General features: G+C 70.5%; 21 protein-coding genes. 15 read left to right on the top strand and 6 right to left on the bottom strand.

Annotated features, from left to right (window positions below):
- The coding region (locus ABZS51_RS18350; RefSeq protein WP_355442077.1) for a PEP-utilizing enzyme at positions 1-665 on the top strand (665 nt) is incomplete at its 5' end.
- Positions 662-1,276, top strand: a complete 615-nt coding sequence (locus ABZS51_RS18355; RefSeq protein ID WP_355442080.1) for a histidine phosphatase family protein — start codon at positions 662-664, stop codon at positions 1,274-1,276. The genes ABZS51_RS18350 and ABZS51_RS18355, both read left to right, overlap by 4 nt.
- A 27-nt stretch (positions 1,277-1,303) precedes the next feature.
- On the opposite strand, the gene ABZS51_RS18360 is transcribed toward ABZS51_RS18355, so the two are convergent.
- Genes ABZS51_RS18360 through ABZS51_RS18370 form a run of 3 tightly spaced genes read right to left on the bottom strand, consistent with a single transcriptional unit; the run spans position 1,304 to position 3,508 of the window.
- Entirely contained in the window at positions 1,304-2,515 is a 1,212-nt protein-coding gene (locus ABZS51_RS18360) for a DUF6596 domain-containing protein (protein ID WP_355442083.1), read from the bottom strand.
- Complete coding sequence (locus ABZS51_RS18365; protein ID WP_355442087.1) at positions 2,512-3,003, bottom strand: YciI family protein; 492 nt, start codon at positions 3,001-3,003, stop codon at positions 2,512-2,514. Before ABZS51_RS18365 ends, ABZS51_RS18360 begins: the two co-directional genes overlap by 4 nt.
- Positions 3,004-3,037: 34 nt before the next feature.
- Complete coding sequence (locus ABZS51_RS18370) at positions 3,038-3,508, bottom strand: nuclear transport factor 2 family protein (RefSeq protein ID WP_355442090.1); 471 nt, start codon at positions 3,506-3,508, stop codon at positions 3,038-3,040.
- A gap of 152 nt (positions 3,509-3,660) precedes the next feature.
- On the opposite strand from ABZS51_RS18370, the gene ABZS51_RS18375 reads away from it, so the two are divergent.
- A complete protein-coding gene (locus ABZS51_RS18375) occupies positions 3,661-4,050 on the top strand; it encodes a hypothetical protein (protein ID WP_355442093.1) in 390 nt (129 codons plus the stop codon).
- A 29-nt stretch (positions 4,051-4,079) separates the two neighbouring features.
- Here ABZS51_RS18375 and ABZS51_RS18380 read toward each other — a convergent pair whose 3' ends face one another.
- Positions 4,080-4,301 (bottom strand): hypothetical protein, encoded by a 222-nt coding sequence (locus tag ABZS51_RS18380; protein WP_310712770.1) that lies wholly within the window; start codon positions 4,299-4,301, stop codon positions 4,080-4,082.
- A 107-nt stretch (positions 4,302-4,408) separates the two neighbouring features.
- Between ABZS51_RS18380 and ABZS51_RS18385 the strand changes: the two genes are divergently transcribed.
- Positions 4,409-4,894, top strand: coding sequence for a metallophosphoesterase family protein (locus ABZS51_RS18385; RefSeq protein WP_355442096.1), 486 nt, complete (start codon positions 4,409-4,411; stop codon positions 4,892-4,894).
- Positions 4,895-4,903: 9 nt separating this feature from the next.
- On the opposite strand, the gene ABZS51_RS18390 is transcribed toward ABZS51_RS18385, so the two are convergent.
- Positions 4,904-5,926, bottom strand: a complete 1,023-nt coding sequence (locus ABZS51_RS18390; protein ID WP_355442099.1) for a LacI family DNA-binding transcriptional regulator — start codon at positions 5,924-5,926, stop codon at positions 4,904-4,906.
- Positions 5,927-6,045: 119 nt separating this feature from the next.
- Between ABZS51_RS18390 and ABZS51_RS18395 the strand changes: the two genes are divergently transcribed.
- The 11 genes from ABZS51_RS18395 (at position 6,046) to ABZS51_RS18445 (ending at position 23,184) form a co-directional block, all read left to right on the top strand.
- The gene (locus ABZS51_RS18395; RefSeq protein ID WP_355442102.1) at positions 6,046-7,944 is read left to right on the top strand and encodes a beta-L-arabinofuranosidase domain-containing protein; all 1,899 of its coding nucleotides are present in this window, start codon (positions 6,046-6,048) and stop codon (positions 7,942-7,944) included.
- 11 nt (positions 7,945-7,955) lie between these two features.
- Positions 7,956-9,326, top strand: a complete 1,371-nt coding sequence (locus ABZS51_RS18400; RefSeq protein WP_355442105.1) for a sugar ABC transporter substrate-binding protein — start codon at positions 7,956-7,958, stop codon at positions 9,324-9,326.
- A complete protein-coding gene (locus ABZS51_RS18405) occupies positions 9,327-10,208 on the top strand; it encodes a sugar ABC transporter permease (RefSeq protein WP_310712778.1) in 882 nt (293 codons plus the stop codon).
- Positions 10,205-11,107 carry a carbohydrate ABC transporter permease gene (locus tag ABZS51_RS18410; protein WP_355442108.1) on the top strand — a complete coding sequence of 301 codons (903 nt, stop codon included), beginning with the start codon at positions 10,205-10,207 and terminating at the stop codon, positions 11,105-11,107. Before ABZS51_RS18405 ends, ABZS51_RS18410 begins: the two co-directional genes overlap by 4 nt.
- An 11-nt stretch (positions 11,108-11,118) precedes the next feature.
- Positions 11,119-13,047: an Ig domain-containing protein gene (locus ABZS51_RS18415; RefSeq protein ID WP_355442112.1), complete on the top strand. Its 1,929-nt coding sequence runs from the start codon at positions 11,119-11,121 to the stop codon at positions 13,045-13,047.
- An 11-nt stretch (positions 13,048-13,058) separates the two neighbouring features.
- Positions 13,059-14,558, top strand: coding sequence for an Ig domain-containing protein (locus ABZS51_RS18420; RefSeq protein WP_355442115.1), 1,500 nt, complete (start codon positions 13,059-13,061; stop codon positions 14,556-14,558).
- Between the two features lie 175 nt (positions 14,559-14,733).
- A complete protein-coding gene (locus tag ABZS51_RS18425; protein WP_355442117.1) occupies positions 14,734-18,279 on the top strand; it encodes a S8 family serine peptidase in 3,546 nt (1,181 codons plus the stop codon).
- Between the two features lie 175 nt (positions 18,280-18,454).
- Complete coding sequence (ctaD, locus tag ABZS51_RS18430; RefSeq protein ID WP_355442241.1) at positions 18,455-20,092, top strand: cytochrome c oxidase subunit I; 1,638 nt, start codon at positions 18,455-18,457, stop codon at positions 20,090-20,092.
- A 76-nt stretch (positions 20,093-20,168) separates the two neighbouring features.
- The gene (locus tag ABZS51_RS18435) at positions 20,169-21,422 is read left to right on the top strand and encodes an NAD(P)/FAD-dependent oxidoreductase (RefSeq protein ID WP_355442119.1); all 1,254 of its coding nucleotides are present in this window, start codon (positions 20,169-20,171) and stop codon (positions 21,420-21,422) included.
- Positions 21,423-21,441: 19 nt separating this feature from the next.
- Entirely contained in the window at positions 21,442-22,269 is an 828-nt protein-coding gene (locus tag ABZS51_RS18440; protein ID WP_310712788.1) for an MBL fold metallo-hydrolase, read from the top strand.
- Positions 22,270-22,419: 150 nt separating this feature from the next.
- Complete coding sequence (locus ABZS51_RS18445; RefSeq protein WP_355442121.1) at positions 22,420-23,184, top strand: SDR family oxidoreductase; 765 nt, start codon at positions 22,420-22,422, stop codon at positions 23,182-23,184.
- A 180-nt stretch (positions 23,185-23,364) separates the two neighbouring features.
- Here the strand turns inward: ABZS51_RS18445 and ugpC are convergent, their stop codons facing one another.
- Complete coding sequence (gene ugpC / locus ABZS51_RS18450) at positions 23,365-24,585, bottom strand: sn-glycerol-3-phosphate ABC transporter ATP-binding protein UgpC (protein WP_355442123.1); 1,221 nt, start codon at positions 24,583-24,585, stop codon at positions 23,365-23,367.
- Positions 24,586-24,689 lie beyond the last annotated feature (104 nt).

Genomic DNA, 24,689 nt, shown 5'->3' on the forward strand with positions numbered 1-24,689 from the left:
TCGGGGGCACGGTCACCCCCGACACCTACCGCGTCGCCGGCGACGGGTCGGTCACACGCACCGTCGCCGACAAACCGGCCCGCCTCGACCGGCGCGGCACGCGGCTCGTCGTCAGCGACGTGCCCGCCGGCATCCGGGACCGACCGGCGATCGACGACGCGACCGCCACGCGGCTCGCCGAGCTGGGCGAGGAGGTCGCCGCCGTGATGGGCGGGCCGCAGGACATCGAGTGGGCGATCCTCGACGGCCGCGCCTGGATCCTGCAAGCACGACCGGTCACCGCCGCACCCCCACCGCCACCACTGCTCCGACCTTCCGCAGCCTCGGGGGCCGCAGGCGCCACACTCACCGGGACACCCGGCAGCCACGGGACCGCGACCGGCGCCGCGAGGATCGTCCGCGGGCCCGGCGACTTCGCGCGCGTGCACCGGGGCGACATCCTCGTCTGCCCCTACACCGACCCCGCCTGGACGCCGCTGCTGCGCATCGCCGCCGGCGTCGTCACCGAAACGGGAGGCGTGCTCTCCCACGCCGCGATCGTCGCCCGTGAGCACGCCATCCCCGCCGTCCTCGGCGTCCCGAACGCGACGAGCAGGCTCCACGACGACACCCTCATCACCATCGACGGCACCAACGGCATCGTCACGACGGCCAACGCCTCATGACGACGCGACACCTCTATCTGGCACGCCACGGCGCGGCCGACGCGTTCGGGGAGCTCACCGGCGCCGGGGCCCGGCAGGCGGGCCTGCTGGGCGAACGGCTCGCCGGCCTACCGATCGACGCCGTGTGGCACTCTCCGCTGCCACGCGCCGTGGCGAGCGCACACGAACTCGCCCGGCATCTGCCGGGCGTGCCCGTGGCCGAGGCCGCCGAACTGGTCGATCATGTGCCCTACGTTCCCAGCACGGCCGAGACACCCCCGTCCTGGACCGGCTTCTTCGACGGCTACGACGACGCCGAGGCGGCCTCGGGCCGAAGGCTCGCCGAGGCGCTGGTCGCCCGGTTCGCGAAGGCGCCCGACACGACCACGACAGGGACCCGGCCCGACACGCACGACGTCCTGGTGACGCACGCCTACCCGATCGCGTGGCTGGTGCGGCACGCGCTGGACGCGCCGCCATCCCGGTGGCTCGGGCTGAACAGCGCCAATACCGCGCTGACGGTCATCGAGTACCGTACCGGCCTGCCGCCCACGATCGTGATGTTCAACGACATGAGCCACCTCCCGGCCGACCTGCGCTGGACCGGATACCCGAACGGCATGAGGCCGTGAAGCGGATCCCGGTCGCCGGGGCCGGCTCTACGGTCTCAGCCGGCCGGCTCGGGACTCCAGGTAGCGTTGCTCGGCGAGGCTCGCTGTGGCCTTCGCGGCGCGCCGGTAGTGCTCGTACGCCCCGGCCGGGTCGCCGGTCTTCTCCAGCAGATGCGCCCGTACGGACAGCAACCGGTGATGCCGGGCCATCCGCTCGTCACCGTCCAAGGTGGACAGCAGGGCCAGGCCGGCCGCCGGGCCCTCGATCTCGGCGAGCGCGATCGCCCGGTTGAGGGTGACCATCGGGTTGGGCGCTATCCGTTCCAGGATGAGGTAGAGGGCGTGCACCTGCGGCCAGTTCGTCTCCTCGGCCGTGGCCGCGTCGGCGTGCGTGGCGGCGATGGCGGCCTGCAGCTGGTAGGGCCCCAGCGCCGGGCCGGCCAGCGACGCCTTGACCAGTTCGCTGCCCTCCTCGATCAGCGCGCGGTCCCACCGCGTACGGTCCTGCTTGTCCAGCGGCACCAGGTCGCCGGCCGCGGTCGTCCGTGCCTCCCGGCGGGCGTGGGTCAGCAGCATCAACGCGAGCAGCCCGGCCACCTCACCGTCCTCGGGCAGTTGCGCGTGCACCATCCTGGTCAACCGGATGGCCTCGCGCGCGAGGTCGGCGCGGTGCAACTCGCTGCCCGAGGAGGCCGTGTAGCCCTCGTTGAAGATCAGGTAGAGCACGTGCAGGACGACCCGCAGCCGCTCCTCGCGCTCCGCGCCGTCCGGCAGGCTGAAGGAGCTGCCGGCGGCCTTGATGCGCTGCTTGGCCCTGCTGATCCTGACCGCCATCGTGGCCTCCGGCACCAGGAACGCGCGGGCGATCTCGGCGGTGGTCAGGCCGCCGACCGCCCGCAGCGTCAGGGCGGTCTGGGAGGAGGCGGTCAGCGTCGGATGGCAGCACAGGAACAGCAGGACGAGCGTGTCGTCGGTGTCCGGCACGTCTTCGGGCACCACCTCGCCGGCCGTCGCCGACTCCCGCTCGCGGCGCGCGTGGTCGCTGCGTATCTGGTCGATGAACCGCCGGGACGCGACAGTCACCAGCCAGCCGCGCGGGTTGCCCGGCACCCCCTCGGACGGCCACTGCACGGTGGCGGCGAGGACGGCCTCCTGGACAGCGTCCTCGCACCCTTCGAACTGGCCGTACCGGCGGATCAACGTGCCGAGGACCTGCGGCGTGAGCTCACGCAGCAGGTCCTCGATGGCTGGTGCTGTCATGCCTCCAATTGTCCGTCAGCGAACATCACCTGCCGCACCTCGATCCCCAGCCCCTCGATCGCGGCGTCCGGGATCTGCGCCGCCAGCTCGATCGCCCGCTCCTTGTTCTCGCAGTCGATCAGGTAGAAGCCGCCCAGATACTCCTTCGCCTCCAGGAAGGGGCCGTCGGTCACGACCGGCTGGCCGTTGCGCACGGAGACCACGGCGGCCTGTGACGGGTCGACCAGCGCCTGCGTGGTGATCAGCTCGCCGGACTTCTTCACCGCCTCCATGAACCTGCCGTGGCCGGCACCGATCGCCGCCTTCTCCTCGTCGGTCAGCGCGTCCAGCACGTTCGGGTTGATGTGCATGCTGATCAGGAACTTCATCTCGTACTCCTCGTGGTTCGCGAGCCCGGCCGGGCCCTTCGACTGGTTGGTCGGAGCCGCCCCCGTCGTCTTGACGTCCCCGGCCGGAACGTTCGCCTGAGTCTTTCCCTCCGTACCCATGTCAAGAAGCTCCCGGCCGCTCCGACGGGGGGCATCACGATGGGTACGCTCGGCCACCGGTCACGGTCCGCCAGGACTGCTCTTCGACCAGCTCGCGGCTGCGCCAGCCGTCAGTGGTGCGGCACACGCGGTGGTGGTACCAGCCGCCGCCCCGCAGCAGCCCGGCGGTGTCAGCCGTCACCATCTCGCGTGACGGGGCCAGCGTGTCGGTGAACGCGGCGCTCACCGCGGCCTCGTCCCGTCCGTCGACGCCGGCCCCGTCGAAGCGGATGGTGACGGAGCCGATCAGGTGCAGCCGGCCGGGCCACCCGGACAGCACCTCGGCCAGCCACGCCGTGACCTCGGCGCGGCTGCCCCGGATGCCTCCCGCGGAGCGGTAGTCGATGACGGCATCGGGGGTGAAGACGTCGTCGAGGAGGTGCCACCGGCCGGAGTCGACGGCGCGGGCGTAGCGGCCCAGCAGGTCGATGATCTCCAGCCGGTCGGCGATCTCGCGAGGGTCCATCCCCGGATTCAACCAAACGCTTGGTAGGCAAGCTAGGGCGGACCATGGATGAGCATCCCGCCGCGCCGTCCGACGGGCGCCGGGCTCACCCGCATCGTGACGGCCGCGGAGCCCTGGGATGCCACCGAGTCGGCGGAGGAGTGGACGGACGCATGCGGCGCACCTTCCTGGTGCGCAGCTTCCAGCTGACGCCCGGAGCCCCCGCGGACGGCCTGGCGCTGGACGCGCTGCGCCGGCGGCCCATCGCCTCGACAGCGGCGAAGCTCGTCCACGCCGCCCGGACGGTGAACGAGCACGCGCGACGGACCGACCCCACGTTCGACGTCCACAGCTTGTCGGCGGACCGCATCCTGACCCACATCGGCCGGCGATGGGGCGCCGAACCCGGAACCCTGGACCTGCACGCGCTGGACCGGGGGATGGGCTCCCGGGACGTCCTGGTCGCCGCGGCCCGACCGTACCACCTCCTGGCAAGCTACAACCCGAACCTGATGGACGTGCGGATCGACCACCAGGACGCGAGTCCGCCACCACCCCGGTAGATCCTCGTCCCGCGTGTGGGGGCCGCGAGCTACGACCGCGCGGCCGCGATGATCATGACGAGGCCGAGCACCGCCAGGGCGAGGTTGGCGAACAGCGGCTGGGCGGCCAGGAGGTCCACCCGGGGCACGATCACCCGGTTGAAGAAGTTCAGGAACAAGCCCATGAACGGCTGGACGGCCAGATGGTCGATGGCGCCGCTGACGCCCTGGAGCAGCAGGATCAGGCCCGTCACCTGGATGGCTTTGCGCATGATCGGACACTATGACCCGGTCCTCTCCCGGCGGATCGGTCATCGGGATGGGGCCGGGAGACTTTCGTAGGGGGTGCCCTTCCGGGGGAAGCGGGCAGGGGAGAGGCGTGAGAGTGGTGGTCCTTTCCGACACGCACGCGCCCCGCCGCTGGCGCTCGTGCCCGCCCCGGGTGGCCGGGCACCTGCGCGGCGCCGACGTGATCCTGCACGCCGGAGACGTGTGCGTCGCCTCCGTGCTCGACGAGCTGGCGGCGTACGCGCCCGTCCACGTCGTCAAGGGCAACAACGACGGCCCGGACGTGACCGCGCCCGAGACGCTGGAGCTGACCCTGGACGGCCTGCGGGTCGGCATGATCCACGACAGCGGACCGGCCAAGGGCCGCCTGCCCCGGCTGCGCCGCCGCTTCCCCGGCGCGGACCTGGTGGTCTTCGGCCACTCCCACATCCCGATGGACGAGACGGGCGACGGCCTGCGCATCTTCAACCCCGGCTCGCCGACGGACCGCCGCCGCCAGTCCCACGGCACGGTCGGCCTGCTGACGATCGACCACGGCGCCCTCCAGGAGGCCCGGATCGTGCCTGTCACCCCATGAGGTACGGGGTCAGGCCGGGTTGACGCGGGTGGACTCGCGCAGGACGAGGCTGCACGGCACCGTGAGCACCCCGCGGGCCCGCGGCGCGCCGGCGATCGCCTCCAGCAGGTGCTCCGCCGCGATCCGGCCGATCTCGCCCAGGTTCATGTCCACGGTCGTCAACGGCGGGCGGCTGCCCTCCACCATGGGCTCCCAGTTGTCGAAGCCCACCACCGCCACGTCGTCCGGGATGCGCAGCCCCCGCTCCCGCAACGTCTCCGACACCCCCCGCGCGATCTGGTCGCTCCCGCAGAAGATCGCCTCCACGTCCGGGTGTGCCCGCAGCAGGATGTCGGCCCCCTGCCGCCCCCACTCCTCGGTCCACTCGCCGAACAGCGGCTCGCCCGCGGGCCGGGCGCCCGCCTCGGCCAGCGCCCCCGCCATGCCCTCCGCCCGCCGCCGGGCCGCCTCGAACCGCTCCGGGCCCGTCACGTGGCCGATCCGGGTGCGGCCGGTGGCGAGCAGGTGGCGGGCCGCGAGCGCCCCTCCGCCCCGGTCGTCGGGAATGACGGAGAAGTCGTCGTCCCCGGAGGACTGGGTCATCGCGTAGACCACCGGCACCGGCAGGTCCGCGCCGATGCTGGGCCGTGGCTCGGTGCGCCGGCCGGTGACGATGATGCCCTCCACGCGCCGCGCCAGCAGCCGCTCCACGTAGTGCTGCTCCCGGATCGGGTCGTCACGCGTGTCGCACATGAACACGGAGATCTGCCCCGCGCCGAGCGCGTCCTCCGCGCCGAGCATGACCGGGATGCTGAACCGGCCGAAGCTGTCGCCGGTCACCAGGCCCACCGTGTAGGTGCGGCCGGCCAGCAGGCCCTGCGCCAGCGGGTTCGGGCGGAACCCGAGGCGCTCGGCCGCGGCGCTCACCCGGGCCCGGGTCTCCTCGCGCAGCTTGCCGCGGCCGTTGAGCGCCTTGGAGGCCGTGCCGATGGAGACGCCGGCGGCCGCGGCCACCTCGCGGATGGTGACGACATGAGCCTGTTCAGAGGACAAACCTTTTCCTTTCCAACCACTCTCACTATAAGACTCTTGACGCTGACCTCGGCCTGGATCTACGTTCCCCTAAGGAAAACCTATTCCTTATTTTCCTTCGGGGCGAGTGAAGGAGCTCTATGGTCAACCCCCCTCAGGTCTGTGGCCCCGCCGTACCCACCCAGGGTGCCAAGGCGGTGTGGCGCCCGCTGGGCGTCCGTGACGTCGACATCACCGGCGGGCCGCTGGGCCGCTGGCAGCGGATCAATCGCGAGGCCAGCATCCCGCTCGGCCTGGAGCAGATGGAGCGCGCGGGCAGCGTGCCGAACCTGCGCCTGGCGGCGGGCGAGGCGGAAGGCGCCTACCAGGGGTACCGGTTCCAGGACTCCGACCTGTACAAGCAGCTCGAAGCGGTGGCCTGGGAGCAGGCCCGCCGGCCCGGATCCGGCTACCTGGAGTTCGTCGCCGAGTCGGCGGCCCTGCTCGGCCGGGCGCAGCGGGCCGACGGCTACCTCAACTCCCACTACCAGGTGGTCAAGCCCGACAAGATCTACGCCGAGCTGGAGTACAGCCACGAGATGTACTGCGCCGGCCACCTGTTCCAGGCCGCGGTGGCCGGGGCGCGGGCGGGCGGCGACGAGCGGCTGACGGCGGTGGCGCGCAGGCTGGCCGATCACCTGGTCGAGGTGTTCCTCAAGGGCGGCGACGACGGCATCGACGGCCACGCCGAGGTCGAGACCGCCCTGGTGGAGCTCTACCGGGTCACCGGCGAGCGCTCCTACCTCGACCTCGCGGGCAAGCTCATCGACAACCGCGGCAAGGGCCTGATCAAGGACAGCGGCATGGGCCCGCTGTACGCCCAGGACCACCTGCCGGTCAGGGAGGCCGACACCCCGGTCGGCCACGCCGTGCGCCAGCTCTACCTGGAGGCCGGCATCGTCGACGTCTACCTGGAGACCGGCGACGAGTCGCTGCTGGAGTGCTCGGTCCGCCGCTGGGAGGACATGGTCGCCACCAAGATGTACCTGACCGGCGGCGTCGGCTCCCGCCACGACGGTGAGGCGTTCGGCGAGCGCTACGAGCTGCCGCCGGACCGCGCCTACAACGAGAGCTGCGCGGCCATCGCCAGCATCCACTGGAACTGGCGGCTGCTGCTGGCCACCGGCCACGGTCGCTACGCCGACCTCATCGAGCGTGTCCTTCACAACGCCTTCGCCGCCTCCACCTCGGCCGACGGGCTGCGCTTCTTCTACGTCAACCCGCTCCAGCGCCGCGACGACACCGTCGAGGACGCCTACCTGGGGCGGCGGCGCGAGTGGTTCGCCTGCGCCTGCTGCCCGCCCAACATCATGCGCACGGTCTCCTCCCTCGGCCACTACATCGCCACGACGGCCGAGCGGGCGCTGCACGTCCACCAGTACGCGCCGGGCGCGATCCGCTCGGGCGACCTGGACCTCGCCGTCGCCACCGGCTACCCCTGGGCCGGCAAGGTGGTCTTCACCGTGGAGCGGGCCCCGGCCGGCCCGTGGTCGCTGGCGCTGCGCGTCCCCGCCTGGAGCGCCGGCGCCGCCACCGTCACCGTCGGCGGCGAGACCGTGCCGGCCGAGCCGGACGAGCGCGGCTACGCCGTCGTCACCCGCGAATGGCGGCTCGGCGACACGGTCGAGCTCGACCTCGACCTGACGCCCCGCCTCACCTACCCCAACCGGCGGATCGACGCCGTGCGCGGCACGGCGGCCGTCGAGCGCGGGCCGCTCGTCTACTGCTTCGAGCAGATCGACCAGCGGGCCGACGTGGACGACCTCGCGCTCGACCCGCGGGCCGAGCTGCGCGTGGTCGACAAGGAGGACGTGCCGGGCCTCGGCCGGACCGTCCTCATCGAGGCCGGCGCGTACGCGGCCGACCCGCCCACCCTCGCCTACACCGGTACACCCCCCACGAGCACGCCCCCCACTCGTGTCACCGCCACCGCCGTCCCCTACTACCAGTGGGACAACCGCGGCGCGGGCGCGATGCGGGTCTGGCTGCCCCTCGCGTAAGGAACCACCAGATGAATCGACGTGATCTGTTCAGGATCGGCGGGCTGGCCGCGCTCGGCGCCGCGGCGGCGGCCTGCGGGGGCGGCGGCGCCGGCGGCTCGAAGGGCGGCACCCAGCTCCAGTTCATGTACTGGGGGTCCACCTTCGAGAAGACGGCCGTGGAGAAGATGCTCCGGCAGTACGAGCAGAAGAACGCGGGCGTCAAGGTCAAGGCGCTGTTCACGCCCGACGAGTACGACGTCAAGCTCAACACCCTGGTCGCCAGCGGCCGGGTGCCCGACGTCGGCTACGTGCCCATGGGCATGTCGTTCCGGCTGGCCGAGCAGGGCACGCTGGTCAACCTGTTCCCGTACGTGAAGAAGTACCCGCAGCTCGCCGGCTGCCTGCCGGACGCCTACCTGTGGTCCGGCCAGGACAAGCTGCACGGGCTGGCCACCGCCAACGAGGTCATGCTGCTCTGGTACGCCAAGGACGCCCTGGCCGAGGCCGGCGTCGCGCCGCCGCCCGCCGACGCCGCCGCGGCCTGGTCGTGGGACCAGCTCGTCCAGAACGCCTACAAGCTGACGGTCGACCAGAACGGCAAGCACCCCGACGAGTCCGGGTTCGACCCCAAGCAGATCCGGCAGTTCGGCATCTCCAGCAGCATCACCTACGGCGCCGCCTGGTACGGCTTCCTGCGCAGCAACGGCGCCGACTTCGCCGACGAGGCGGGCAAGCGCTGCCTGCTGGACACGCCCGAGGCGATCAAGGTGTTCCAGAACCTCCAGGACCTCGTCTACAAGCACCGGGTCATGCCCGGCCCCGGCCAGCTCGCCGCCACCGGCGACGACGTGCCCGGCACGAACGTGCTGCTCAAGACCAAGCGGGTGGCCATGGTCGTCGACGGCCACTGGTCGCTGCTGGACATGAACCAGAGCAAGGTGAACTTCGGGATCGGCGTGCTGCCCAAGTACGGCGAGCCGTTCACCACGACCCAGGTGGCGGGCGCGTCGGCGGTCTTCGCCGGCAGCAAGCACGTGGAGGAGGCGGTCGAGCTGTTCGCCTTCCACAACGACCCGCGCTACGTGGACCTGTACCAGCAGGGCCTGTGGATGCCGCAGGAGAAGAAGTACTACGAGGACTCCGCGGCCGTGGACTCCTGGACGAAGAACGCGGCGCACCCGACCGAGTTCCGCACGGCGGTCGTCGACTACACCCGCGAGCACGGGGTCCCCGACATGCGCAACCGGATCAAGAACATGTCGTCCATCTCCAGCGACGTGCTGACCCCGGCGCTGCAGGAGATCGAGTCGGGCAAGCGGCCCGCCGCGGACGTGCTCAAGGAGGCCACCCCGAAGATCACCGCGATGCTGCAGGGCTGGCACCACACCCAGGAGCTCTAGATGCGCAGGTTCGAGGCGCGATGGGGCGTCCTCATGGCGCTGCCCGCGATCCTCGGGTTCGTCATCTTCACGGTCGGCCCGATGATCGCGTCGTTCTTCTTCAGCCTGACCGACTGGCAGGTCGGCGGCGCGCCCACGTACGTGGGCCTGGACAACTACACGGCCCTCGCCGACGACCCGCTGTTCTGGAAGTCGCTCGGCGCCACCACCTACTACACGCTCGGCGCGGTGCCGCTCACGCTGATCGTCAGCTTCGCGGTCGCCATGCTGCTCAACCAGAAGGCCCGCGGCCTGCCGCTGTGGCGGACGATCTTCTACCTGCCGACGCTGGTCCCGGCCATCGCCAACGTGGTGCTCTGGATCTGGATCTTCAACCCGGACTTCGGGCTGCTCAACTCCCTGCTGCGCGAGGCCGGCCTGCCGACCTCGCAGTGGGTCTACAGCGAGGAGATGGCCGTCCCGTCGCTGATCATCATGAGCACGTGGGGCTTCGGCAACACCATGGTGATCTTCCTGGCGGGGCTCCAGGGCGTGCCGCGCCACCTGTACGAGGCCGTGTCGATCGACGGCGGCGGGCCGTGGCGGCGCTTCTGGCACGTGACGCTGCCCATGATGACCCCGACCATCTTCTACAACCTGGTGGTCGGCGTCGTCGGCACCTTCCAGGTCTTCACCCAGGCGTACGTGATGACCGAGGGCGGACCCAACCAGGCCACGCTCTTCTACGTCTACTACATCTTCCGCAAGGCCTTCACCGAGAGCGAGATGGGCTACGCCAGCGCCCTCGCCTGGGTGCTGTTCATGATCATCATGGTGGTGACGTTCCTCATGTTCCGCAACGCCCGGCGCTGGGTCTACTACGAGATGGCGGGCGCCCGATGACCGCGCTCGCGGCGCCGGAGAAGACGCGACCGCGGGGCGTCGCGCCGACCGCCGGGCTGCGCCGGCCGCGCCGGTACGGCAGGGCGCTGCTGTACGTGGGGCTGACCCTCGGCGCGATCCCGACGCTCCTGCCGTTCGTGTGGCTGGTGCGCAGCGCGCTCATGACCGACGCCCAGATGTTCGTCGCCCCGCCGGAGTGGATCCCGCGCCCGTTCCAGTGGTCCAACTTCGGTGAGGCGCTCACCGCCCAGCCGTTCGGCCTCTACCTGCTCAACACCGTGATCATCGCCGTCGTCTGCGTGATCGGCACGGTGTTCACCTGCTCGGTGGCCGCCTTCAGCTTCGCCCGGCTGCGCTGGAAGGGGCGCAACGCCGTCTTCGCGCTGCTGCTCACCGGCGTGATGCTGCCGTACGCCGTGACGATCATCCCGACGTTCGTCATGTGGCAGCAGCTGGGGGCGATCGACACGTTCGTCCCGCTCACCGTGCCGGCCTGGTTCGCCGGAGCGGGGGGCGGCGTGTTCAACGTGTTCCTGCTCCGGCAGTTCTTCCTGACGATCCCGTTCGAGCTGGACGAGGCCGCCTACATCGACGGCGCCTCGCCGTGGCGGGTCTACTGGACGATCGTCATGCCGCTGTCCAAGCCGGCCATCGTGGTCGTCACGATCTTCACCTTCATCGGCACCTGGAACGACTTCCTGGGGCCGCTGCTCTACCTGCAGGACGAGGAGAAGTACACGCTCTCGCTCGGGCTGGCCTCGTTCCAGAGCGTGTTCATCACGCAGTGGGGCTACCTCATGGCCGCCTCCGCGGCAGTCATCGCCCCGATCATCGCGCTCTTCTTCTTCCTGCAGCGCTACTTCATCGAAGGAGTCACGCTCACCGGCATCAAGAACTGAGAAGAGGTCCCATGAAACGATTAACGGCCGCCGTCGTCCTGCTCCTCGCCTCGATCCTCGTCCCGCTCGGCGTCGGCGCGCCCGCCGCGCACGCCCTGTCCGCCGCCCAGGTCGTCGACATGTACGGCAGGGTCGTCAACGACTACGGCGTCAAGCTCGTGGACTGGCAGGGCTACCTGGCCAACCCGTACATCGAGCTGACCGTCAAGCCCCCGCAGGACGCCCGGTTCCCGGTCACGATCGACCTCAAGGCCGAGGGCACCTCCCGCCTGATGATGGACCTGCCCAGCCAGCTCACCGCCACCGGCGCCACCAAGACGCTGACCTTCGCGAGCGCGAGCGAGCAGAAGACGTTCAAGCTGGCGATCCACTCCAAGCGCGGGCCCGGCGCCGACGAGCAGCACACGCTGCGGCTGTCGGCCAGGGACGCGGGCGGAGCCACGTTCCAGCAGAGCATGCCGATCATGGTGCAGCAGGACGAGAAGACCGCGCTGGAGCCGTCGATCCCCATCACCTTCGACTACCGCTACGACACGATCACCGGCTACTTCTCCGACCCGGCCTTCCGCACGGCCGCCGAGGAGGCGGTCAAGGACTGGTTCCGCTTCTTCGACGTCCAGCCGTTCGACAGCGTGGCGGCCGGGGCCGAGACCAACCACCTGCCGGGCAACGACTGGCAGAACACGATCACCGTCACGAACGGCTCCGCCTACACCGGCATGTACGTGTTCTTCCGCGGCATCCAGTCCCCGTACTCGACCGGCTACCCGGCCGCCAACGGCAAGTACCACACCCGAGGCGGCTCGCAGGTCGCCGGCCCGCTCCACCGCTCCACCGCGATGATCTTCGAGTACGACGAGGCCGGCAAGCGGCTGTTCACCTCCCTGGCCGACGAGGACTGGTACAAGACCGACATCGCGGGCCCCGTCCTCGACGTCCACGGCCTGGTCATGCACGAGTACGGCCACGCCGTCGCCTTCCACAGCGACTGGGCCGGCATGCGCTCCTACGTCTCGGGCGGCGGCAACGACCCGGACGTCGTCGAGTACCAGGGCTACCCGGTGCCCCTCGACAGCAGCTACCACATCCCCGGCGACCAGAAGTACTGGGACCGGATCAGCGGCCAGAGCGGCGGCTGGACCCACCTGTTCCCGACCCGCCGGTGGATGATGACCAAGCTGTCCCTGCTCGTCGCCGAGAACGCCGGCTGGAAGCTGAACCGCAACCTCACCCCGTTCCTCAAGCCGTCGATCGTCACGGCCTCCCTGCCGCAGGCGTCGCCCGGCCAGGCCTACCGGCAGACGCTGACCGCCAAGGGCGGCGTGCCGTTCTACGACTGGCAGGTCACCTCCGGCTCGCTGCCGCCGGGCCTGTCGCTCGACCGCTTCACCGGCGCGATCAGCGGGACGCCCACGACGGCCGGCACGTACGGCTTCACCGTGCGCCTTCGCGACTACGACAAGCTGAGCACCCCGGTCACGAAGACCTTCCAGCTCACGGTCGGCGGGGGCGGCGGCACGTCCGTCAACGTGGCCGGCGGCGCGACCCCGTCGGCCTCGTACACCTCGGCCTGGGAGAGCGTCGCGGCCGTCAACGACGGGATCGACCCGCCGCGCTCGAACGACACCGTCAACCCCCGCTGGGGCACCTGGCCGAACACCGGCCAGCAGTGGGCCGAGCTGACCTGGCCGTCCGCGCAGACCCTCAGGTCCGCCGACGTGTACTTCTTCGACGACGCCGACGGGGTGCGCCTGCCCGCCTCCTGGAAGCTCCAGCAGTGGAACGGCTCGGCGTACGTGGACATCCCGGGCACCTATCCGGTCGCGGCCGACGCCTACAACCACGTGACCTTCACCGGCGTGACCACGACCCGACTCAGGGTCGTGCTCCAGAGCGGCCAGGGCTCGGTCGGGCTGCTCGAAGTCAAGGCGAACACCTAGGAAAGGACCTCATGAGGAAGACCGCCATCGTCACCGCGCTGGCCGGGCTGCTGGGTGCCCTCTCGGTACCCGCTCCCGGCCTCGCGGCCCGGCAGGCCGCGCCGAACCTCGACGTCTTCGACATCTTCTACCGCAACGTCAACGGCTACGGCGTGCAGCTCGTCGACTGGCAGGGCTACCTGGCCAACCCGTACGTCGAGCTGACCGTGCGGGCGCCCAAGACGCCGGGCATCGCCTACCCGCTGACCGTGGACCTCAAGGCCGAGGGCACGTCACGGCTGATGTTCAACACGCCGAGCGAGCTGACCGCGACCGGGGCGACGAAGTCCTTCACCCTCACCGGGCCGGCCGACCGGGAGGTGGTGCGGCTGGCCATCCACTCCAAGCAGGGTCCCGGCCAGGACGAGCAGCACAAGTGGATCATGAAGACCACCGACGCGACCGGCGCGACGGCCACCCAGACCATGCCCATCCGGGTCCAGCAGGACGAGAAGAAGAAGCTGGAGCCGACCGTCCCGATCGACTTCGACTACCGCTACGACACGATCACCAAGTACTTCTCGGACCCCGGCGTCCGCAAGGCCGCCGAGACGGCCGTGCGCAACTGGTTCGCCTTCTTCGACCTCAAGCCGTTCGACACCGTCCCGGCCGGCGACGAGGTCACGCGGCTGCCGGGCGACGACTGGCAGAACGAGGTGGAGGCGAGCAACGCCAAGCCGTACAACGGGATGTACGTCTTCTTCCGCGGCATCCAGACGCCGTACTCGACGGGCTTCCCGACGATCAACGGCAAGTTCCACACCCAGGACGGCAAGCCCACGCCGTACCACCGCTCGACCAGCATGATCCTGGAGTACGACGAGCAGCTCATGAAGCTGTTCACCTCGCTGCGCGACGAGGACTGGTACAAGACCGACCTCGGCTCGGTCATCGACGTCCACGGGCTGGTCATGCACGAGTACGGCCACGCCGTCGCCTACCACAGCGACTGGGAGGGCATGGCGAAGTACGTCGAGAGCAAGGGCCGCGACGACCAGGAGGTGATCGACTACCAGGGCTACCCGGTGCCGCTCGACTCCAGCTACCACGTGCCCGGCGACGAGCCGTACTGGGACCGGCTGAGCGGGCAGAGCGGCGGCTGGCGGCACGTGTTCCCGACCAGGAGGTGGGAGCTGACCAAGCTGTCCCTGCTCATCGCGGAGAACGCCGGCTGGAAGCTCAACCGGAAGCTCACGCCGTTCCTCAAGCCGTCCATCGAGACGGGCTCGCTCGGCCGGGCCACCGCCGGCCGGCCATACGAGCAGCGGCTGGCGGCCAAGGGCGGCGTGCCGTTCTACGACTGGCAGGTCACGAGCGGCGCGCTGCCCGAGGGAGTGACGCTCGACCGGTTCACCGGCGCCCTCGCCGGCACGCCGGCCAAGGCGGGCACCTTCACCTTCACCGTGCAGCTCAGGGACTACGACAAGCTCAGCACGCCCGTGACCAAGGACTACACGCTCACCGTCCGATAAGCGACGCCATGTCCTGACATTGCCCCTGACCAGATCACATTTCATGACTTTTCGGGTCTTGTTATGGCAGGACCTCTTGCAAAGCGCACACGATCTCTTCACCCTCGACCCGTAGGCGTAAAGATCAGCTCTACCCCGGCGGGGGCCCGCCCCCGCCGGGTGTGAAGGAGAGCGTGTGCCGAACACCCCCCGCCGGCGTGCGATCCTGACCGGGATCATCGCCGTCCTCACCCTCATCCTGCCGCTGGGCGCCCCCGCCCTGGCGGCGCCCGCGGCCGCCACGACCGGCGCGGCCGGCGCGGACAAGATCAGTCCCACCGTCCAGGCCGAGCTGGCCGACGACGGCAAGGCCACCTTCTGGGTACGCCTCAAGGGCGCCGCCGACCTCAGCGCCGCCCGCCGGGCCAGGACCAAGGAGGCCAAGGCCGAGCAGGTCTTCGAGGCCAAGACCGAGCAGGCCCGGACCTCGCAGGCCGGCGTGCGCAAGCTCCTGGACTCCCAGGACGCCGACTACACCTCTTACTGGATCGTCAACGCCGTACGCGTCACCGCCGGGGCCAAGCTGGCCGCCGAGCTCGCCAAGCTGCCCGAGGTCACCGGCATCGAGCCGGTCCGCACGCTGACGCTGCCCAAGCCGGACCCGGGCAAGGCGGAGGCGCGGGTCAAGGCCGTCGAGTGGAACATCGACCGCATCGGCGCCCCGCGCGTGTGGAGCGACCTGCGCGACCGCGGCGAGGGCATCGTCGTCGCCCACATCGACTCCGGCGCCCAGTTCGACCACCCCGAGCTGGCCGCCGCCTACCGGGGGCGCAACGCCGACGGCTCCTACACCCACGACTACAACTGGTTCGACCCCGCCCACATCTGCCCGCGCGCCGCGCCGTGCGACAACAACGGCCACGGCACGCACACGATGGGCACCATGGTCGGCGCCGACGGCATCGGCGTCGCACCCGGCGCCAAGTGGATCGCCGCCAAGGGCTGCGAGGTCAACACCTGCACCGACGCCTCCCTGCTCGCCGCCGGCCAGTGGGTTCTCGCCCCCACCGACCTCAACGGCGCCAACCCGCGGCCTGACCTCGCGCCGGACATCGTCAACAACTCCTGGGGCGGCGACGGCTTCGACCCCTGGTACAAGGAGACCGTCGAGGCGTGGGTGGCGGCCGGCATCTTCCCCGCCTTCGCCAACGGCAACGAGGGTCCCGCCTGCCGGACCAGCGGCTCGCCCGGCCAGTACGTGAGCAGCTACAGCGCGGGCGGCTTCGACGTCAACAACGCGGTCTACGCCCGCTCCAGCAAGGGCGAGGGCGAGAACGGCGAGATCAAGCCGAACATCGCCGCCCCGGCCGTGAACGTGCGCTCCTCCGTGCCCGGCGGCGGCTACGACTCCTACACCGGCACGTCCATGGCCTCGCCGCACGTCGCGGCCACCGTGGCGCTCATCTGGTCGGCCGCGCCCGCCCTCCAGGGCGACGTGGCGGCCACCCGGCCGCTGCTCGACGGCACCGCGATCGACGTGAACGACACCTCCTGCGGCGGCACCGCCGCCGACAACAACGTCTGGGGCGAGGGCCGGCTCGACGCCTACGCCGCCGTTCAGGCCGCGCCCCGCGACGGCGTCGGCGACCTGGCCGGGACCGTAACCTCCACCACGGGCACCTCGACCGGCGGCCCCGTGGCCGGCGTCACCGTCACCATCACCGGCCCGGTCACCCGCACCGCCGTGACCGGCCAGGACGGCACGTACGCCGTGCCGCGCCTGCTGCCCGGCGACTACCGGATCACGGCCGAGAAGTTCGGCTACGCCGCCGGCGAGGCCACCGCCACGATCACCGCCGGCCGGCGCGCCACCGCGGACGTCTCCCTGGTCCAGCAGCCCTCCGCGGTCGTGTCCGGCACGGTCACCACGGCCGGCACGCCGGAGCCCGGCGCCAAGGTGGAGGCCGCCGGCACGCCGGTCAGCACCGTCACCGACGCCGCCGGCCGCTACCGGCTGTCGCTCCCGCACGGCGAGTACACCATCACCGTCACCCCGTCCTCCCGCTGCGCCCGCGGCGCCTCCGTGGGCGTCACGCTGTCCGGCGACACGGTCCAGGACATCGAGCTGGGGCTGCGCGGCGACAACTTCGGCTACACCTGCCGCACCGGGGCCGAGCCGTACGTGGCGGGCACCGACAAGCTCGCCCTCACCGGCGACGACGACGCCCAGCAGGTGACGCTGCCCTTCCCGGTCCCGTTCTACGGCACGGGACAGGCCAAGGCGTGGATCGCCACCAACGGCATGGCCACCTTCGCCGCCGACAAGGCCACCAGCGGCGGCAACGGCCGGCTGCCCACCGCCGGCACGCCCAACAACGCCGTCTACCCGTACTGGGACGACCTGGTCGTGGACGCCAACGCCGGCGTCTACACCGGCGTCACCGGCACGGCGCCGCACCGCCAGTTCGTGATCGAGTGGCGCAACGTCAAGTACTACAACGACGCCACGCAGCGCATCTCCTTCGCCGCCCTGCTCGGCGAGGACGGCACCGTCAGCTACCGCTACAAGGGCGTCGACAGCCAGCGCGACCAGGGCACCAGCGCCACCATCGGCATCGAGAACGCGACCGGCGCCGACGGCATGCTCTACTCCTACGAGGAGCCCGCCCTCACCGACGGCCAGAGCCTCACCTTCACCGCCAGCCGGCACGGCCTGGTCGTCGGCGTCGTCACCGACGCCAACGACGGCGACCCGCTGCCCGGCGCCACGGTGAAGATCGGCGACGTGGCCACCCTCACCACCGGCCCCGACGGCGCCTTCTCCGGCCAGCTCCTCGCCGGCGACTACCAGGTCGAGGTGTCCAAGGAGAACTACGGCACCTTCACCAAGCCCGTCACCATCGCCCCGGCCACGATCACCCGCATCGACACGGCTCTGGTCACCGGCCGGGTCAGCTCCTCCGTCGGCGAGATCACCCTGGTGATGCCCGCCGAGGCCAGCCGGACACGCACCTTCGAGCTGACCAACCTCGGCTCGACCACCGCCTACACCGTCGCCGCCGATCCCGCGCAGGGATGGCTCGCCGTCACGCCCACGTCCGGCGACCTGGCCAAGGGACAGCAGGTCACGCTGAAGGTCACCGCCTCCAGCGCCGGCCTCCAGCCCGGCACGCTGCGCAGCGGCAAGCTGCTCATCAGGTCGGCCAGCGGACGGCAGCCCGTCATCGAGGTCAAGGTGACGGTCGTCGTGCCCAAGCTCCAGGTCGCGGTGGACGTGGGCGCGAACAAGGGCGCGGTGGACGCCGGCGGCGACGCCTGGACGGCCGACCGCAAGTACACCCAGGGCGGCCACGGCTACGTCGCCACCTCCAACCGCACCCAGTCCACGTCCAAGACCATCAAGGGCACCGACGACCAGGCGCTGTTCCGCACCGCCCGCGAGGGCATGCTGGAGTACCGCTTCGACGGCGTGCCCGCCGGCACCTACACCGTCGAGCTTGACTTCGCCGACCTCCGCTCGACGGGCATCGGCAAGCGCGTCTTCGACGTGCTGGTCGAGGGGCAGCTCGCCATCCCGGCGCTCGACCTCGCCCTGGAGGCCGGCACGTACACGGCCGTGAGCAGGCAGTACACGGTGAAGGTCACCGACGGCCAGCTCAACGTCCGCTTCGCCACCCGGCAGGGCGACCCGATCCTCAACGCCATCCGCGTCTCCGAGCGGCCGGACAAGGCGACCTCCTGACGGACCGGGCGCGACTCGCCCCGCCGATGCGGGGCGAGTCGTGACCGCGGGCCGATCCTTCCTTGACCCGGCTACGGGTATTCCTGGTGGAAGGCGTCACGCGCGGGGGCACGACGCCGGGACGCAGCAGGGGGAGGACCGGGTGACGACACAGAAGCCGGCCGCCGACGAGCCGATGACCTCACCGCTCGCTCCGGTCAAGAAGCGCCGGGTGGGCGCGGTGCTCGCGAACTGGATGTCCACGACCGACCACAAGGTCATCGGTTATCTCTACCTGATCACGTCCTTCGGGTTCTTCCTGGCGGCCGGCGTGATGGCCATGATCATCCGGGCCGAGCTGTTCGCGCCGGGGCTGCAGTTCGTCTCGGCCCAGCAGTACAACCAGCTTTTCACCATGCACGGCGCTATCATGCTGCTGCTGTTCGCCACGCCGCTGTTCGCGGGGTTCGCCAACGTCATCATGCCGTTGCAGATCGGTGCGCCGGACGTGGCGTTCCCACGGCTGAACGCGGTGGCGTACTGGCTGTTCCTGTTCGGCGGGCTGATGGCGGTCTGGGGCTTCGTGGTGCCGCTGGGAGCAGCGGACTTCGGCTGGTTCGCCTACACGCCGCTGTCGTCGATCACGTTCTCGCCCAGCCTGGGCGGCGACTTCTGGATCATGGGCCTCTCCCTGTCGGGGGTCGGCACGATCCTCGGGTCGGTCAACTTCATCACCACGATCATCTGCATGCGGGCGCCCGGCATGACGATGTTCCGCATGCCGATCTTCACCTGGAACACGCTGCTGACCAGCATGATGGTGCTCATGGCGTTCCCGGTGCTGGCCGCCGCGCTGCTGGCGCTGGAGATCGACCGGAAGTTCGGCACGCACATCTTCGACGGGTCGAGCGGCGGGCCGATCCTGTGGCAGCACCTGTTCTGGTTCTTCGGCCATCCCGAGGTCTACATCATCGCGCTGCCGTTCTTCGGCATCGTCACCGAGGTCATCCCCGTCTTCAGCCGCAAGCCGCTGTTCGGCTACATGGGCCTGATCGGCGCGACGATCGCCATCGCGGGCCTGTCGATGACCGTGTGGGCGCACCACATGTTCCCCACCGGCCAGGTGCTGCTGCCGTTCTTCTCGTTCATGACCTTCCTCATCGCCGTGCCGACCGGGGTGAAGTTCTTCAACTGGATCGGCACCATGTGGCGGGGACACCTGAGCTTCGCGACGCCGATGATGTTCGTGATCGGCTTCCTCGTCACGTTCCTGCTGGGCGGCCTGACCGGGATCATCCTGGCCTCGCCGCCGCTGGACTTCCACATCACCGACACCTACTTCGTGGTGGCGCACTTCCACTACGTGGTGTTCGGCACGGTGGTGTTCGCGATGTTCGCGGGCTTCTACTTCTGGTGGCCCAAGATGACCGGCCGCATGCTGAACGACCGGCTCGGCAAGGTGCACTTCTGGATGCTGTTCGTCGGCTTCCACACGACCTTCCTCATCCAGCACTGGCTCGGGGTGGCCGGGTTCCCGCGCCGCTACGCCGACTACAGCGCCACCGACGGGTTCACCTTGCTGAACGAGATCTCCTCGCTGGGCGCGTTCCTGCTGGGCCTGTCCACGCTGCCGTTCCTCTACAACATCTGGAAGACCGCCCGCCACGCCCCGCGCGTCACGGTGGACGACCCCTGGGGGTTCGGCAACTCGCTCGAATGGGCCACCTCGTGCCCGCCGCCGCGGCACAACTTCACCTTCATGCCGCCGATCCGATCGGAGCGTCCCGCCTTCGATCTGCACTACCCGCGCGAACCCCTGGAACCGGCCGCGTGACCGGGGGCGAGGTTTAGGGAGTTCCCTTTGTGCCATATGCACTGCGTGGGACGACACGCCGGAAGGGGCGCCTGTGATGGTGGAAGGTACGCGGCAGAAGCGGCATGAGAGGCCGGCCAGGCCGCACGTCGTGGTGGTGGGCGGGGGCTTCGCGGGGCTCCGCGCCACCCGCGAGCTCGCCCGCGGGGGAGCTCGGGTCACGCTCGTCGACCACCATCCCTACACCACCTTCCAGCCGCTGCTGTACCAGGTGGCGACCGCCGCCATGGCCGCCGGCGACGTGACCTTCCCGCTGCGGGCCTTCGCGGCGAAGTACCCGCGCGTGCGCGTGCACGCGGCCGGGCTCGGCAAGCTGCTCCTCGCCCAGAAGCAGGTGGAGCTCACCGACGGCGCCGTCCTCGACTACGACTACCTGGTCCTCGGCACCGGAGTCTCCACCAACTGGCTCGGCATCGAGGGCGCAGAGAAGAACGCGCTGCCCCTGTACTCGGTGCGCGACGCCGAGACGCTGCGTTCGCGGCTCCAGCGCTGCCTGGAGGACACCGCCATGGGCAAGCGACCGAGCACCCACGTGGTGGTCGTGGGCGGCGGGGCCACCGGGGTGGAGATCTCGGGAACCATGGCCGAGCTGCGGGCGCGGACGATCCCGCTCACCCATCCGGAGATCAAGCCCGACCAGACCAGCGTCACCCTGGTCGAGCGGTTCGACTACGTGCTGGCTCCGTACAAGCCGAGCCTGCGGGACGCCGCCGCGCGGGCGCTGCGCAAGCGCGGGGTGCGGCTGCGGCTCGGGGCGACCGTCGCCTCCGTCGAGCCGGACGCGGTCGTCCTGGCCGACGGCACGCGCCTGCACAGCGACGTGACCGTCTGGGCGCTGGGCGTGACCGCCCCCAAGGAGGTCGCCGACTGCGGCCTGCCCCAGGGCAAGGGCGGCCGAGTCATCGTCACCGAGACGCTGAACCTCGGCGAGCACCCCGAGGTCTACGTCGTCGGCGACCTCGCGCTGCCGCCGGAGCCGCTGCCGCAGCTCGCCCAGCCGAGCATCCAGATGGGCGAGCACGCCGGCAGGCAGATCCTCGCCGCGGCGCGGGGCCGCGCCACCGTGCCGTTCCGGTACAAGGACCCCGGCATCATGGCGATCGTCGGCCGCGCCCAGGCCGTCGTGCAGCTGTCCAACGGCTTCACCTTCCGCGGGCTGCCGGCCTGGCTCGCCTGGATCTTCCTGCACGTCGCGTACCTGCTCGGCGGGCGCAACCGGGCCAGCGTGCTCGTCAACTTCTTCTGGCGCTACTTCGGGCCGCGCAGGAGTCGCGCCTCGGTCGCGGAGTGACTCATCGGAGGTGCGGATCATGCGGAGAGCGGACAGCGGGAGTGTGCTGTTCATCGGCAACGCCACCACGCTCATCCGGTACAACGGCTACACCCTGCTGACGGACCCGAACTTCCTGCACCGCGGGCAGCGGGCCCACCTGGGTTACGGCCTCACCTCGCGCCGCCTCACCGACCCGGCCGTGGAGCTGGAGGACCTGCCGCCGCTCGACGCGGTGATCCTGTCACACCTGCACGGCGACCACTGGGACCGCGTGGCGCGCGACGGCCTCGACAAGGCCACGACCATCGTCACCACGAGACACGCCGCGCGGCGGCTCCGGCGGCAGGGCTTCGAGCGGGCCGTCGGCCTGAAGACCTGGCAGGAGCACCAGCTGCGCAACGCGACGGGGGCGCTCACCATCACCTCGGTGCCCGCCCGGCACGCGCAGGGCCCGGTGGAGGCGCTGCTGCCGCCGGTGATGGGCAGCGTGCTGGAGTTCCGCAGCGAGGGCCGCATCGACCTGCGGCTGCACATCAGCGGGGACACCCTGCTGGACCACCGCCTGCACCAGATCCCGAAGCGCTTCCCGGACCTCGACGTGGGCATCGTCCACCTGGGCGGCACCAAGCTGCTCGGCACGGTGATGGTCACCATGGACGGGCGGCAGGGCGCGGACTGGGTGGACCTGATCGGTCCCGGGCGGGTCCTGCCGGTTCACTACGACGACTACACGGTCTTCAGCTCGTCCCTGGAGGACTTCCGGAGTCACATGGAGCACTCCGGCCACGGCGACCGGGTCGTCTACCTGGACCGCGGCGACACCTGGACCCTCCCGGTCCGTCCCACGGCCCGGACCCGGAGCTGAGGGCCGCCGGCGCGGAGGCACGTCAGCCGGAAGCGGACCGCTGGCACCAGGTGCGGACCGTGCCGGCCCTCACGCGACATTCCTCGGGGCAGTGACCGGGGCGGCGTGGTGGCGGGCGGTGCCGGGCGGGACACGGGTTAGGGTGCTGGCATGCCTACCGCACTGATCACCGGCGCGACCGCCGGCCTCGGCGCCGCCTTCGCCCGGCGGCTGGCCGCCGACGGCTTCGGCCTCGTCCTCGTGGCGCGCGACGAGCAACGACTCGGCGAGGCCGCCGACCGGCTCAAGCTCAGGTACGGCGTGAGCGTCGAGGTGCTCCCCGCCGACCTCGCCACGGAGGAGGGGCTGTCCCGGGTGGAGGACCGGCTGCGCGAGGACGACGGCCGGCAGGTCGACCTGCTCGTCAACAACGCCGGCTTCGGTCACCCCGGGGCGTTCCTCGACGTGCCGGTCGAGGACGAGCTGCGCATGCTCAAGCTTCACTGCGAGGCCGTGCTGCGGCTGACGCTGGCCGTCCTGCCCGGGCTGAGGCGGCGCGGCAGGGGAGGCGTGATCAACGTGGCCTCGGTCGCCGCGTTCTTCACCCGCGGCACCTACAGCGCCTCCAAGGCGTGGGTGGTGAACTTCAGCGAGTCCGTCGCGGTCGAGGTGCACGAGCCCAAGGTCCGGATCATGGCGTTGTGCCCGGGGTTCGTGCGGACCGAGTTCCATGAGCGGGCCTCGATGGACGTGTCCGGCATCCCGGACTTCCTGTGGCTCGACGCCGACGCCGTGGTCGGCGCCGCCATGCGGGACCTCGCGCTGGGCAGGCGCGTCTCGGTGCCCGACGCCCGCTACAAGGCCATCGTCGCCGTCGGCAAATTCGTGCCCCGCGGCCTGGCGGGCGCCGTCTCCGCCCGCCTCGGCCGCCGCTGACCCACGGTCCGGCCGGGAAGAACAGGCCGGGAAGAACGATCCGGCCGGGAAAAAAGGCGGGCCCCCGCCGCGGGAGGGGGTCGCGGTGGGGGCCCAGTCGGTGACGAGCGTGGCTCGTCACCGACACCTTGGGAGATCACAGGCCCCGGGCGTCACAGGGCCGGGGACCACTGATGGGGACTACAGGCCGCGGTTCTGCTCGTGGCCGATCGACAGACCGCTGGTCGGGTCGAAGAAGTGCAGGTTGTGCGTGTCCAGGACCAGGTCGATGCTCTGGCCGGGGCGGACGTGGCTGCGGGCGTTGACGCGCGCGGTCCACAGCGACTTGTCGCCCACCAGCGGCAGCGTGGCCTCGTCGTCGTCGCCCTGGTCGGCGGCGGCGACGGTGTCCTTGTGCTCGACCGGCGGGGCGTCGATGAGGAACAGCACGTTGATCTCGGAGCCCAGCTCCTCCGTGACCTCGGCCTTGACGGGCAGCGTGGCCCAGCCGTTGGCGTGGCTGCCGGCGGAGGCGGCGTCCTCGAAGTCGGAGGGACGGATGCCCAGGATGATCTTCTTGCCGATGAACTTGTCGAGGCCCGGCTTGTCGGTGAACGTCGAGTCGGGGATCGACAGCCTGATGTCGGCGAACGTCACGGCGGCGCCGTTGTCGTCGCGCACCAGCTCGGCGGTGGCGAAGTTCATCGACGGGGAGCCCATGAAGCCGGCGACGAACAGGTTGACCGGCTTGTCGAACAGGTTCTGCGGGGTGTCCACCTGCTGGAGCAGGCCGTCGCGCAGGACGCAGACGCGGTCGCCCAGCGTCATGGCCTCGACCTGGTCGTGGGTGACGTACACGGTCGTGACGCCGAGGCGCTCGTGCAGCGTGTTGAGGGAGGCGCGCATGGACACGCGGAGCTTGGCGTCCAGGTTGGACAGCGGCTCGTCCATGAGGAACGCCTGCGGCTCGCGGACGATCGCGCGGCCCATCGCGACACGCTGGCGCTGACCACCGGACAGGGCGGCCGGCTTGCGCTTGAGGTACGTCTCGAGGCCCAGCATCTTGGCGGCCTCGTTCACCCGCTTCTGGATCTCGGGCTTGGGCATCTTGCGGAGCTTGAGGCCGAAGGCGAGGTTCTCCTCGACCGTCATGTGCGGGTAGAGGGCGTAGTTCTGGAAGACCATGGCGATGTCGCGGTCCTTCGGCGGAAGGTGGTTGACCACCTTGTCGCCGATGGCGATCTCGCCGCCGCTGATGTCCTCCAGGCCGGCGATCATCCGCAGTGCGGTCGACTTGCCACAACCGGAGGGGCCTACCAGCACCATGAACTCGCCATCCTTGATCTCAAGGTTGAGCCCGTTCACGGCCTTCACGCCACCGGCGTAGATCTTGTCGACATTGGTCAGAACGATGGATGCCATGCCATTCCTTCGGGGTCCAGGGCGGCGGCCTAGGTGATGTGCGGGGTGTCCACTCACATGGATACGTTTTCATGCATCTCACCCGAAAGGGGCAGGAGTGTCAA

Source organism: Nonomuraea sp. NPDC005501 (assembly GCF_040605905.1).
Lineage (GTDB): Bacteria > Actinomycetota > Actinomycetes > Streptosporangiales > Streptosporangiaceae > Nonomuraea.

Coding starts and splice junctions, on each gene's coding strand:
- ugpC (WP_355442123.1), bottom strand. CDS start 24,585: ATGGCATCCATCGTTCTGACCAATGTCGACAAGATCTACGCCGGTGGC.
- ABZS51_RS18365 (WP_355442087.1), bottom strand. CDS start 3,003: ATGGGTACGGAGGGAAAGACTCAGGCGAACGTTCCGGCCGGGGACGTC.
- ABZS51_RS18355 (WP_355442080.1), top strand. CDS start 662: ATGACGACGCGACACCTCTATCTGGCACGCCACGGCGCGGCCGACGCG.
- ABZS51_RS18395 (WP_355442102.1), top strand. CDS start 6,046: ATGGTCAACCCCCCTCAGGTCTGTGGCCCCGCCGTACCCACCCAGGGT.
- ABZS51_RS18370 (WP_355442090.1), bottom strand. CDS start 3,508: ATGGACCCTCGCGAGATCGCCGACCGGCTGGAGATCATCGACCTGCTG.
- ABZS51_RS18405 (WP_310712778.1), top strand. CDS start 9,327: ATGCGCAGGTTCGAGGCGCGATGGGGCGTCCTCATGGCGCTGCCCGCG.
- ctaD (WP_355442241.1), top strand. CDS start 18,455: ATGACCTCACCGCTCGCTCCGGTCAAGAAGCGCCGGGTGGGCGCGGTG.
- ABZS51_RS18445 (WP_355442121.1), top strand. CDS start 22,420: ATGCCTACCGCACTGATCACCGGCGCGACCGCCGGCCTCGGCGCCGCC.
- ABZS51_RS18435 (WP_355442119.1), top strand. CDS start 20,169: ATGGTGGAAGGTACGCGGCAGAAGCGGCATGAGAGGCCGGCCAGGCCG.
- ABZS51_RS18360 (WP_355442083.1), bottom strand. CDS start 2,515: ATGACAGCACCAGCCATCGAGGACCTGCTGCGTGAGCTCACGCCGCAG.
- ABZS51_RS18380 (WP_310712770.1), bottom strand. CDS start 4,301: ATGCGCAAAGCCATCCAGGTGACGGGCCTGATCCTGCTGCTCCAGGGC.
- ABZS51_RS18440 (WP_310712788.1), top strand. CDS start 21,442: ATGCGGAGAGCGGACAGCGGGAGTGTGCTGTTCATCGGCAACGCCACC.
- ABZS51_RS18400 (WP_355442105.1), top strand. CDS start 7,956: ATGAATCGACGTGATCTGTTCAGGATCGGCGGGCTGGCCGCGCTCGGC.
- ABZS51_RS18415 (WP_355442112.1), top strand. CDS start 11,119: ATGAAACGATTAACGGCCGCCGTCGTCCTGCTCCTCGCCTCGATCCTC.
- ABZS51_RS18420 (WP_355442115.1), top strand. CDS start 13,059: ATGAGGAAGACCGCCATCGTCACCGCGCTGGCCGGGCTGCTGGGTGCC.
- ABZS51_RS18410 (WP_355442108.1), top strand. CDS start 10,205: ATGACCGCGCTCGCGGCGCCGGAGAAGACGCGACCGCGGGGCGTCGCG.
- ABZS51_RS18375 (WP_355442093.1), top strand. CDS start 3,661: ATGCGGCGCACCTTCCTGGTGCGCAGCTTCCAGCTGACGCCCGGAGCC.